The following is a 12,567-nucleotide window of genomic DNA, read 5'->3' as shown; positions in this document are numbered from 1 at the left end:
GGGGCTTAAACGCAAAAGCACATTCTTTCTTTGAGAATGAAGACGAGAACGAAGAAGTAGAATGGGAAGAATAAACAATAGCTTTCCATCCAAGTAACAAACAAATTAAAACAGAATAATAATGACTAAGAAAAGTATTTATTTCGGCACACTCTTGTTGACTGCACTTGCCCTTGGCAGTTGTGCCAGCGATGATACAGCCACAGATAAGACAGCAGGCAAGGACACACCTAAGACAGGAACCGTGTTCTCATCAGAAACGGAACCAGCTACTCGCACATCTGCCACTTACACAGGCAGCGGACTTGATTTCTATTGGACTGCAAACGATAAGATTTGGGTAAAAGATGACAACAATACTTATCACCAAAGTTCAGAAGATGATATTGCCTCTCGTATTGCAGCAGTTCCTGGTAGTACAACAACAGCCAAGGCGAAGTTCTGGGTTAATGGAACATATTCTAATGGTACTTACAAGGTGCGATATACTGGTAAGAATGGCGTACAAGACAAGGTAACCATTAAGGCTTCACAGACACAGAGTACTCCTAACGATGCTGCCCACATTGCAGACGATGGCGACTTCGGTGTAGCTGATGCAACAGGTAGCGGAAAATATACCTTCACTTTAAATCACAAGGCAGCGTATGTAACCTTTATGCCTTACAATGCAAACGGAGTTATCTCAGGAGCTAAGATTCAAAAGATACGCATCTACACAAACAACACTTCCGATCAGCTCGCAGGTACATTCGACTTGGCAGATAATGGAACGTTGAGTAATGGTACAACCACTTCTAACAGTGTAGAACTAAATGTAAATGATTTCACACTTCCTAGTGCCTATTCTTATACAACCAATGGTGCAACAATGGTTTTAAACCCTGGCACTTACAACAACGTAACGATAGAGTACACCCTCCGCGATGCTGTAACCAACGTTACAGAAACAGTCAAGAAGACCTATCCTTCTGTAACATTTGATGCTGGAAAGAATAGCCCAGTTAGAGCTGATTTGCAAATAACAGTATACCCTAGTGATAATTATTATATGTGGGATGCTCAGGATCAATATTGGGCAGGTCATAGCAGCAGCCAGCCAAAGCTTAATAACAATGATAACAGTGACTTTCCTCAAAGTGGTACTTCTCGCTACTATAATACAACAATCCTTGGTTCTGGTATAAGTGTTCCTGCTACCAACACCTCGTTTAATAATATTCCCAATGCTAACGAAATGTCTTGGTACTGCATGTACGGTGATCCACGTTGGGATGGTGATAAACTTTGGGCTACTATGGGGCATTTATATAGAGGTGGTATGTGGTTTAAGAAGAAATCCGTATTGCAAGCAGAGGGGAACTATAATACCGAAAAGTCCGCAGATAATATAACAGACTTACGAATAACACATAAGGAGTATTCCAACACCAGCAGTAGCATTACCAGCGGAGGTATTCCTTCTGCAGCTGATGCTGGAAATTACTTCTACTTACCCGTCACAGGGTACTACCTTATGGGAAAACTGATTAACATTGGTACCTTTGGCTACTATTGGACGTCTAGTACTATTCCAGGTGTTGGCCATAGCGGTGACGCATATGCCCTGTACTTTAACAACGGGGCTGTTTACGTAGGTGCAGGCAGCCGCGATAGTGGAAGTAAAGCGCAGAAGTTTTCGGATTTCGGGGATAATTAATGCGAAAAAATATGACAAAAAGGGGTAAAAATAGGTCCTTTGTAAGTACCTGATAATCAAGGCTTTGTAAATAGGGTACCAAAGTATGATACTTAGGGGGTCTAAGTATGATACTCAGGTACCCTAAGTATGATACTTAGGTACCCTCAGTCCCATACCGAGGGTGGCTCGAATAAGAAAATAATTTACATATTATATTTACTAACTTTAAAACATTGAGATTATGGCATTTTTTAAGAAAGTAAAGAAGAAGCTAACAGGGCTCTGGTATCCAGAAGCGATTACCGTTGGGAAGCCCGTAACAACCGACCAAGTGGCTGACCGCTTGGCATTGATTTCGACCGTGAGTCGTGGTGACACGTATGCTGTATTGAAAGATTTAGGCGAAGTGATGGCATCCTTTATGGCTGAAGGTCGCACGGTGAAGTTGGAGGGTGTAGGCACGTTTTACTACACCATCAACGCTGATAAGGGCATCGCGAAGCCAGAAGAGGTGACGGCAAAGCAGATTAAGAATGTCCGTGTCCGCTTCATCCCAGAGACTTCGCGCACACAGAGCAATAAGGTTGCCACTCGTTCGTTGGTTTCTGATTCTATTCACTGGGAGGAGTGGAAAGAGGAGAAAAAGAGCCTCACCCCCGCTCCCGAGCCGAAAGAAAAAGAGAATAAAGAAGAGGGTGGACCAGTGGCAGGATAAAGCCCCCTCCAACTCTCCCGAAAGGGGAGGAGTGCCTAACGGAAGCTAGTTAGGATAGGCAGGTGAAATACCACAAAGTAGGGACAGACGCCCTCGTCTGTCCGCCTTGTTCTCCCTTACATGGCATCCCGTTAGGCACATCCCCTCTTAAGAGGGGCTTGAGGAGGCAGCAAAGAGAAGACCATTTCTTTACTCGAAAATGAGTATTGAAATGGTCTTCTCTGTATGGGTTTACTTCAAATATCCTCAAATTTCATCAACTTACTCCTAACTAGCTTCCGTTAGGCACTCCCCTCCTTTCGGAGGGGTTGGGGGAGGCTTTTATCCGTAGATAATGTTGCCGTTCTCGTCCTTGTACTCATCAAGACCCTTCTCATAGGTTGCCATGGCACGAAGACTCATACCAACATTAGAGAAGCCACCATCGTGATAGAGGTTCTGCATCGTAACCTTACGGGTGAGATCAGAGAACATTACGATACAATAGTCGGCACATTCATCCGCACTAGCATTGCCCAATGGAGACATGCGATCGGCAAAGTCGAAGAGTTTATCCATACCCTTTACACCAGAACCAGCGGTTGTCATGGTTGGTGACTGCGATATGGTATTGATACGAACATGGTGCTCACGACCATAAATATAGCCGAAGCTACGAGCTATACTCTCAAGTAAAGCCTTTGCATCAGCCATGTCATTGTAACCATAGAACGTACGCTGAGCAGCTACATAACTCAATGCAACGATTGAACCATACTCACTGATAGCATCAAGCTTCTTAGCACTTTGAATCATCTTATGGAATGATACAGCAGAAATGTCAAGTGTTGTATCAAGCAACTTATAATCCAAATCATCATAAGTGCGGTGCTTACGAACGTTAGGAGACATACCGATTGAATGGAGTACGAAGTCAATCTTACCGCCAAGTATCTCCATTGAACGTTTAAACACGTTCTCCAAGTCTTCTACATTAGTAGCATCTGCAGGAATAACCTCGCAATTTAACTTCTCAGAAAGAGCGCTCACCGTACCCATTCTCACAGCGACAGGAGTGTTAGAAAGGGTAATTGTTGCACCTTCTTCTACTGCTCTTTCAGCTACTTTCCATGCAATTGACTTGTCATTGAGGGCTCCAAAAATAATACCTCGTTTACCTTTTAATAAGTTGTAACTCATATTCTTCGTTGTTCAAATTTGGTGTAAAGGTAAAAAGAAAAGGTCGATTTGCCAAGAGTTTATAGATAAATAACGTCATTCGTACTATATAGATAAGACAAATCAAGTGGTTACATAACATTAATAATGGTGTTTATGTCCTCGGTCGTATGCCGTAATCATGCGCTTAATCTGCTCTATCTGAGCTTTATCGTAAGGGGGAAGATCGGCTTCTTTCAGCTTCTTCTCGACCAGAGATAGCAGTGTTTCTTTATTTTGATAGAACGTTAAATGCGGGTTAGCACCATGTTCCAAAAGACAGACAACGATGGGATAATGCTCGCTTATCATCGCTAGAGCAACAGCTGGAGGGTTGTTGTAAGCAACGTCATCTATCGTGTATTGACCTTGATAATTTACATCTGCACCATAATTCAACAATAGCTTTACCATAGGAATAGTGCTCCATGAAGCAGCCGTACTCAATGGTTCAACGCAGGTCGTGTCGCCTGCATCGGGAGAAAATATCCGTTGATACTCTTTCAACTGAACACGCATTGGCTTCACCATAGCCTCATGACGCAGTAATTCCTCTGCTATCTTGAGTTGCTCTTCAGTGGGATTCTCCTTATTGCAAAGGCTTATCAATGCCGTTTTACCTTCTAACCATTCATAGAGGTTAGGGTTGGCACCATGGCGCAATAAGGTTCTTACAGTAGCTAAATGACCATCCATGCAAGCAAACATCAACAGACTTTGACCATAGATAGTGTCCTGATAATTCACAAGTGTTGGTTGAGTGGATAAGATACGATTGATCTCCATCGTATCATTAGCCTGCACCGCAGTGGCAAGTTCGGCAACAGGTGTATTGCGGAATATCCTATAATCATACTCATCCAATGTAGAAGGATCAACAGGACGAAGACTTATCCAGGTTATTAATAAGCTGATAATCAATGTGAAAAGGACGTGAGGAAGAATCGAGATATACGCTTTATGATAACGTCGATACAGAGCACCACTCAACTTAACAACGCCTATGAGCCACAAAGAATAGGAATTAATGAGGAAGAAGATACCGAGAGCCTCCAATTCACTTGGCGGATTGTCAAATAAGAAGATAGACCCATAGAATACTAACGGAGCCAACAGAACGGGCAAAAGGAATGCCCAAGATAGGACTCTTAGCCATAGAGGAAGGTTTTTGTCAACGATACTTTTTTCCATAAAACGATATGAATTATCTGCGACAAAGATACTATTTTCTGCTGTATATCTATACTATAAACGTTGGGAAAAGGTTGCTGTCAATCTTAAAATATAGCCTATATTGTGAGGGAAGAGCATTTAGAATGACAAAGAAAATGATAGTGTGATTGCAAACCTCAAAACGATTGAATAAGAACTAAGCCTCTCTTTACCTTCAAGAAAGGCTTTCCTTCCTATGAGCTAAGCCTCCGCTCCACTGGTGCTAAGGCTCTCTTGCTGAAGACATGCACATACCTTATTAATTAGATAAGCAAAAGGTATCGAGAAACTATATGCCAGTTTGCTTCTTTTCTTCATATTCTTGCTCACTAATCAGTACTTCTGTTGCTTCTTGTTGCTTGCTATCTTCTTCATTATCAGAGTACAATAAGAGGAAATCATAGTCTTCCAAATCACAAACGACACCCTTATCTATACAGAACGAATCTGTGACATTCCCCGCCTCATAACGCAAGTAATAGTTTACACCATTACTCTCTCCATGGATAAATTGCCGGACTTTCGATAGTTCATATTCATCTACCATGTGTTCCATGAAAGCCTGCACCTTAGGAAGATAAGACCTTGCATTACCAGTGGACATTATCAAACTAATGTGTAAATAAAAATACTTTGCATGTGGATTGAAAGTCAGCTTAGAGTCTCTAGACCCCAACTCATGGTGAAGATAATCCTCTAATCGCTCAATGATAGTCGCACACAAATCCCTTGCCGTGGCTTCAGGTAATGACAAACAAACACTCCAAACCATCACTGGACTAAATTGCCAAGTATTCATAAAATCAACTAATGAGCAAACATAATGTACCCGATTCCGCAAGAAACTATGGTAGACTAGCTTCTTATCTGTCACCTCCTTATCCAATGATCGCACAATCTTTGTAAACTCCCGCTCGGCATTTGTCAACGACGAGAACAATATAATAAGAGCTATCAACACCATCTGTATCAATTCTCCCCAGTCTTCTACACCCAGCCATACCATCACTTTCCACAGCAAGAACACCATTATAATAAGCATTCCTACCAACTTAACCACTCTTAAAAATATCTCTTTCACCATCTCTTAACCCTTTGAACTGAAGGAAACCATGGTTAACACACACCTAATGGACACAAAGGTATATAAAAAAAGCTTGATAATCAAGAGACTATCAAGCTATCTTTTGTACCCAGACCCGGTACAATGCCGTGAAAATAAGAGAAATCAAAAGAATATATTATATTGATAATCAGTTATTTGCAATTTTCTTATATTTGGAAATTTTGCCCATCTTTGCCTATTTTTCGTTAGATAGTACACTTTTAGTACACTTTGATATTTGGAACTTTTTAGTATCTTTGCAAAATAAGAAAACATCTGAAAATAAACGAGTTAATAATTTTACTCGGTTTGATACTCATTCAGGTACATAACTATCAATTATGGCAAAATTAGAAAATAAAGCAAAAGAAAACCCGAAATTGGAGCAAAATGTGCTATCTGATGGTCGGATAAGTCTTTATCTTGAGTATTATCTTGGTAGAGAAGAAACGCCTGTGTTGGATAAAAATGGTGATTCTGTTTTGTATGAAACAGGAAAGATGGCAGGCAAACCCAAAGTGCACATCAAGCATAATAGGCGAAAAGAGAATTTGCAGTTGTATTTGATAGCCAAGCCCCGTACTCCTGTGGAGCGACAACAAAACAAGGAAACGCTTGAACTGGCTACCAAAATTCGTGCAGAGCGGGAACAACAGTTTAAAGAGAGTATGCTTGGTTATCGCCTGAAGAAAGACAGAAATGTCAACTTCTTAGACTATTATCAGGCGTACATAGACAGTTATACGAAGAAAGACCAGCGAATGATAAAGATAGCCTTGAATCGTTTTAAGGATTTTCTGAAAGAGCAATACCCTGTTTATGAGTTCAGTATCAAGCCCGACTTGATAACCAAAGATATGATGGAACACTTTGTTGAATACCTACAATCAAGAAGTGTGGGTGAAGGGGCAAAGAGTATCTACCAACGTTTCAAGAAGGTTGTGCGCTATGCCATAGACCATGAAGTGATGCAGAAAGATCCCTGCAAGGGAGTAGTGTGCAAGGTGGATGAGCAGATTTTACGCAAAGATGTGTTGTCAATGGATGAGATTCAATCACTGATTCAATGCCATTATGATAATGAAAATCCCAATGTCAGGCGAGCCTTTATCCTTTGTCTGTATTGTGGTCTGCGCTTCTGTGATGTAAAAGACCTTACCTATAAGAATGTAGATTATACCAATCGCCTACTGAAGTTTGAACAGAATAAGACCAAAGGACATTCTGCACATAGTGGTGTTATTATTCCTCTCAATGACGGCTTACTCTCTTTAATTGGCGAAGCTCCTGAAGATTTAAATTCTTCTATCTTCAACCTCCCCTCGTATGAGAGTTGCAGCAAATCTGTGAAACGATGGATAAAGCGTGCAGGTATCAATAAACACATTAGTTGGCATTGTGCTCGCCACAGTTTTGCTGTGAATATTCTGAATAATGGTGCCAACATCAAGACCGTTGCCAGCCTATTGGGGCATAGCGGATTGAAACATACCGAGAAATACACTCGGGCGGTGGATAAGTTGAAGTCGGAGGCAATCAATAGTTTGCCAGAATTGAACATTTAAGATGAAAAATGAATTGAAAAACATTTTTTTGATTGAATAAGACAGTTTTTTGCTTGAAAAAGCATGTGCTTTAAGAAATAATGAATAACTTTATAGCGTAATCAAGTTACATAAGCATGGAACGGAAGAAAATCAATCGCCTAAAGGTGGTACTTGCCGAAAAAGGTATGACAAATAAACAACTGGCAGAAATCCTTGACAAAGACCCTGCCGTTATATCAAAGTGGGTTACAAATGTTGCTCAGCCCAATGTTGAAATGTTCATCCAGTTGGCAAAGATATTGGGAGTGAGAGTTGATGATTTGTTGTGGATAAAATAGAACTGCCAAATATTATTACATCTATGGATATCCACGTTAACTCTATATGTTAGTTGTCATTTTATTATAAAATTTTATTTTTTTAGGAATATATGAAGATTAAGGAAATAAAACTAAATAAATTTAAGCGTTTTACAGATTTAACAATTACGGAACTACCTGAAACTGCAAAACTTGTTATACTTGTAGGTCCTAACGGCTGTGGGAAGACTTCCGTTTTTGAAGGTCTTTACTATTGGTATAGATATTATGGGTTCAATACTCATTGGGAAAAAGACTATTATATAAAAGTCGCAAATAAAAACGAAGCAGGCAGTAGCTGGTTTCGAGATTTAGTTACTCTTTCTACCTATGACACAAATCTTAATAGTAGTAATGAAATCCATGGTCGTTTTTATTTTAGAACTGCACATAGAAATGAACCAGATTTTACAACATCTAGTCTTTCAAGGCAAAATGACCCTAAAGAAGTTACTAAATATAATTCTTTAATGCAAACGGATACAGTCGTATCTGAAAATTATCAAAGATTAATTTCTAGTACTTTATCAAGTCTTTTTGACAATCAAAATAATGATAAATCTGTCAAAGATTTAAGGGAAGAGCTAATTGGTAAAATACAGACTTCTTTAAGTCACGTTTTTGATGATTTAAGACTATCCAGCATAGGTGACCCATTAGTAAATGGTTGCTTTTATTTCACAAAGGGGGAGTCAGAAAACTTCCATTATAGAAATCTATCGGCAGGAGAAAAATCAGCCTTTGATTTACTTTTGGATATGATTATCAAGTCTGTTTATTTAAATAATACAATTTATTGCATAGATGAACCTGAAACTCATATGCATACAGCTTTGCAATCCAAGCTAATAGCTGAAATGTATAATTTGGTTCCTGATAACGGGCAACTTTGGCTTACAACTCACTCTATCGGTATGCTGAAGGAAGCAAAGAAGATTGAAGAGCAACACCCTAACACTGTATGTTTCCTTAATTTCACGGATATAGATTTTGATGTACCAGTGATAATAAAACCTTCAACTATAGACTCTACTATTTGGAATAAGTTTTTAGAACTAGCATTTGGAGATTTTTCAAAGTTAATTGCTCCAGAAAGAGTTGTGTTTTGTGAAGGTTCTGTAAATGGAGCTTCTCGCAAAAATTTTGATGCCGATATCTATACTAAAATCTTTTCTGCAAAATATCCTGGGACGTCTTTTGTTTCTATTGGTTCGTGTTCTGAGATTGAAGATGAAAGCAATATTAGCATGCAGATTATTTCTCGTGTTCTAGAACATTCAAATATAATAAAGTTAGTAGACCGCGATGACAAGAGTGAAGAAGAAGTAAGCAGCCTTCACGATAGAGGTATTAAGGTATTAGCCAAGCGCCATATTGAATGTTATCTTCTTGATGATGAAATAATAACTAAATTATGTATAGTGCAGGGAAAAAGAGATAAAATAGAAGAATGTTTAACTGCTAAAAAGACAGAGATTGATCGAAGTATTAGCCGTGGAAACCCCAAAGATGATATAAAATCAGCAAGTGGACAAATATATACGGATCTTAAGCGTATATTATCACTTACTCAATGTGGAAATGACACTGCTTCTTTTCTAAAATTTACAATGTCCCCTCTGATAACACAGGATACTAAAATATATTCGGAATTAGAAAGTAATATTTTTGCTTAACAAATTATTTTTTTAATTATTTCTATGGGAAAAACTGTAACAACATATTTATTAGATGCTGATCCGAAAGGAACACAGTATGTTTTTATCAGTAATAAGATTTGTCAAATGTATGTAATTCCTCGCTCACATCTTTCAATCTTGAATGAGCGATACGAGTTACAGACACCAGCTTTTTACATTCTATTGGGTGAAGACGAAGAGACGAAACCGAAAGCATATATTGGAGAGACTGAAAACTTTCGTGAACGAGTGAGAGACCATGAGAGCAAAAAAGCTTTTTGGCAAAAAGCCTTGCTTTTTATTTCTAAAGATGCAGCAATGACTAAAGCCGATGTGCAATACTTAGAGCATAAAGCGATAGCGGAAGCGAAAGTTTCAAATTCTTTCGTATTAAATGAAAATAAGCAAACGCCTAAAGCACCTAATCTTCCGGAATATCGTAAGGATGATATGGACGAATTTTTCGAGGATGTAAAATTTCTCACATCTTTCATTGGTTGTGGTATATTTGATATTGCCAAACCAAAAGAAGAACATCTTTTCTTTACAAAGGGACGTGGTTGTGATGCAAAAGGTTTTTATCATAGTAAAGGCTTTACTGTGCTGAAAGGAAGCACGATAGTGAGTTCTTCTTCTCCTTCCTTTAAATGGAAAAATAAACGTGAAAAGATGTTGAGCGAATATACGCACTCTTCTAAAGGGAAATTAGAATTGAGTTCAGATACAACTTTTAATAGCCCGAGTACTGCTGCTGATTTCTGTATAGGGAGTAGTAATAATGGTTGGCTTGTTTGGAAAGATAAAGATGGAAACACTTTAGATTCTGTGTATAGAAAACAATTAGAGTAATATAAAACTATCGGAATGGACGTGAATGTTATATTAGGTTTTATAAGTATAGTAGTTACTTTGCTGTGTGCCTACTTAGGTGCTTTACTTCATCGTAAAACAGAAAGAATAAAAATCATGGAGGGGCAATTATCTGAAAAAAGATACTCTGCTTATGAGAAACTTTATGATTTCTTTTATGATATGTTTAAAAATGCGAAGGATAACAAGACTGTTAATAATAGAGAAATGCGTAATAGACTTCTTGAAGCAAAAAAGGAGTTGATTATGCATGGGACAGACGAGGTTGTTTTTGCATTAAATAGTTATTTAAGTTCTCTTACTGAAGAGAATATCTATAAACAAGTTGATAGTTTCTTGGATGTTATGTTATTGGCAAGGAAAGATATGTGTGGAGAAACAAAGATAAATAGAGATAAAATTTTGTTAAATATAATGCAGGATAAGACGGAAGTACAAAAATTTAAATATATGAAATTAAATAACTTAGAACTGTAGAGAATCTGTAAAAGTACCATAATATAATGATATATAATAGATCTTTATCAAAATTTCATTTCTCGTTTAGTATAATCTACTAAAATTATTTCTTAAAGCATCTAACAATCGAATAATATGACCATACAAGAAATAACAACTCGCAAGGAAGACCAGACTTTTGATTGCAAAAGCATTCAAATTGATCCGAAAGCTTTGGCTGTACCCATTGTAGCATTTGCCAATGCAGATGGTGGTATTATCGCCATTGGTGTATCTGATAAGACTCGGAAGATAGAAGGAGTTGACCAGCATACGGAAAAGCTGAATGAGTTACTTCGTGTACCTTTAGATTTCTGTAATCCTTCTGTGCCCATTACCACCGATTTGGTCCCTTGTACTGATAAGGATGGAAATGACAATCATATATTGTTAATGTATATCCCTGCAAGTTCTGAGTTACATGCTAATCAGGCAGATGAAGCTTTTATGCGTGTTGGAGATAAAAGCAGAAAACTGTCTTTTGAAGAGCGCATACAGTTGATGTACGATAAGGGAGAGCGCTATTACGAAGATACGGCAGTGTATGACGCTACGATTAATGACATTGATATGGCTGCTGTCGAAAGATATACAGAATTGATTGGTTATACCAAGTCGGCCAAGCAATATCTACATGAGAATAATAGCTTCATAACAACCAATGCAAAGGGAGAGGAGCAAGTTAGTGTGGCTTGTATTCTGTTGTTTGGTAAATATCCTCAAAAGTTCTTTCCTCGTGGGCGCACTCGCTTTATCCGTTATAAAGGTACAGAAGAGAGAGTGGGCACAGAAATGAACGTGATTAAGGACGTAACCTTTGAAGGAACTATACTTGATCAAGTGAAAGCAACGATAGCTTATCTTGAAACCCAAGTAGAGGAGCATACGTTCCTTGGGGAACATGGACAATTCGTAACCCATAGAGATTACCCAAAGTTTGTGATACAAGAAATGGTAGTTAATGCTTGTTGCCACCGTGCCTATAATATAAAGGGTACGGAAATCCAAATTAAGATGTTTGATAATCGCTTGGTATTTGAATCACCGGGCAGATTGCCAGGAACGGTTAAGCCCTCTAACATTCGACATACACACTTCTCACGCAATCCGAAAATTGCTCAATTCTTAAAAGCATACGACTATGTAAAAGAGTTTGGAGAGGGTGTGGATCGTGTATGCAGGGAGTTGGAAGCTAATGGTACACCACATCTATCTTTCCATCTTGATGATTTTATTCTGAAGATTACAGTGCCGAAGGTGACAGAAAGGGTGATAGAAAAGGATGTCAACGTGACAGAAAAGGTGATAAAAACTCATCAAGAGGTGATAGAGAAGGTGATAGAAAAAGCGGTGGCTCTCAATGAAAAATTAACAGAAAATCGTATTTCTATCATCAAGCTAATAATAGAGAACCCATATATTTCTAAATCGGAACTTTCCAAACATGTGGGAATCAGTGAAAATTCTATATCTCGTAACATAGAAGCTATGCGTGATAAATACCTTCGCCGTGTCGGTCCCAATAAAGGCGGCTTTTGGGAAATCATAGACTAATATGCAGCGCACAAGCCCAACCAAACGAGAACTTAGGTTGGGCTTGCTTCATATAGGATTTTTCTATTTCTTTTGCATCAAGCTATCTGCCTTTTGCTTCAAATCCATATCGTAACCATCGGCTTTCTCCTTGATTAGTTTGATAATCTT

11 protein-coding genes are annotated in these 12,567 nt (G+C 38.5%); 8 read left to right on the top strand and 3 right to left on the bottom strand.

Going from position 1 to position 12,567, the window contains the following annotated elements; all coding sequences use genetic code 11:
• Positions 1 to 121: 121 nt before the first annotated feature.
• Both O3603_RS11365 and O3603_RS11360 read left to right on the top strand, forming a co-directional pair.
• Positions 122 to 1,699 carry a hypothetical protein gene (locus tag O3603_RS11365; protein WP_371522919.1) on the top strand — a complete coding sequence of 526 codons (1,578 nt, stop codon included), beginning with the start codon at positions 122 to 124 and terminating at the stop codon, positions 1,697 to 1,699.
• 223 nt (positions 1,700 to 1,922) lie between these two features.
• The gene (locus O3603_RS11360; RefSeq protein WP_371522917.1) at positions 1,923 to 2,396 is read left to right on the top strand and encodes an HU family DNA-binding protein; all 474 of its coding nucleotides are present in this window, start codon (positions 1,923 to 1,925) and stop codon (positions 2,394 to 2,396) included.
• Positions 2,397 to 2,717: 321 nt separating this feature from the next.
• Here O3603_RS11360 and O3603_RS11355 read toward each other — a convergent pair whose 3' ends face one another.
• The 3 genes from O3603_RS11355 to O3603_RS11345 form a co-directional block, all read right to left on the bottom strand.
• A complete protein-coding gene (locus O3603_RS11355; protein ID WP_273540462.1) occupies positions 2,718 to 3,575 on the bottom strand; it encodes an enoyl-ACP reductase in 858 nt (285 codons plus the stop codon).
• A 120-nt stretch (positions 3,576 to 3,695) separates the two neighbouring features.
• A complete protein-coding gene (locus O3603_RS11350) occupies positions 3,696 to 4,784 on the bottom strand; it encodes an ankyrin repeat domain-containing protein (RefSeq protein ID WP_371522915.1) in 1,089 nt (362 codons plus the stop codon).
• Between the two features lie 310 nt (positions 4,785 to 5,094).
• Entirely contained in the window at positions 5,095 to 5,889 is a 795-nt protein-coding gene (locus O3603_RS11345) for a hypothetical protein (RefSeq protein ID WP_371522914.1), read from the bottom strand.
• Positions 5,890 to 6,251: 362 nt separating this feature from the next.
• On the opposite strand from O3603_RS11345, the gene O3603_RS11340 reads away from it, so the two are divergent.
• The 6 genes from O3603_RS11340 to O3603_RS11315 all read left to right on the top strand — a co-directional run bounded on the left by O3603_RS11340 (position 6,252) and on the right by O3603_RS11315 (position 12,417).
• Positions 6,252 to 7,475: a tyrosine-type recombinase/integrase gene (locus O3603_RS11340; RefSeq protein WP_371522912.1), complete on the top strand. Its 1,224-nt coding sequence runs from the start codon at positions 6,252 to 6,254 to the stop codon at positions 7,473 to 7,475.
• Between the two features lie 116 nt (positions 7,476 to 7,591).
• Entirely contained in the window at positions 7,592 to 7,795 is a 204-nt protein-coding gene (locus O3603_RS11335; protein ID WP_004354390.1) for a helix-turn-helix transcriptional regulator, read from the top strand.
• Positions 7,796 to 7,887: 92 nt separating this feature from the next.
• Positions 7,888 to 9,492 (top strand): AAA family ATPase, encoded by a 1,605-nt coding sequence (locus O3603_RS11330; protein ID WP_371522910.1) that lies wholly within the window; start codon positions 7,888 to 7,890, stop codon positions 9,490 to 9,492.
• A 24-nt stretch (positions 9,493 to 9,516) separates the two neighbouring features.
• A complete protein-coding gene (locus tag O3603_RS11325) occupies positions 9,517 to 10,344 on the top strand; it encodes a GIY-YIG nuclease family protein (RefSeq protein WP_023983915.1) in 828 nt (275 codons plus the stop codon).
• A gap of 15 nt (positions 10,345 to 10,359) precedes the next feature.
• On the top strand, positions 10,360 to 10,842 hold the full coding sequence (locus O3603_RS11320) for a hypothetical protein (RefSeq protein WP_371522908.1): 483 nt from the start codon (positions 10,360 to 10,362) through the stop codon (positions 10,840 to 10,842).
• A gap of 117 nt (positions 10,843 to 10,959) precedes the next feature.
• Positions 10,960 to 12,417: an RNA-binding domain-containing protein gene (locus tag O3603_RS11315; protein ID WP_371522906.1), complete on the top strand. Its 1,458-nt coding sequence runs from the start codon at positions 10,960 to 10,962 to the stop codon at positions 12,415 to 12,417.
• Positions 12,418 to 12,567 lie beyond the last annotated feature (150 nt).

The sequence above is a fragment of the Prevotella sp. 20925_1_30 genome (assembly GCF_041433025.1).
GTDB lineage: Bacteria > Bacteroidota > Bacteroidia > Bacteroidales > Bacteroidaceae > Prevotella > Prevotella vespertina.
The sequence above is the reverse complement of the archived record's forward strand: the minus strand, read 5'-3'. Positions and strand labels throughout refer to the sequence as shown.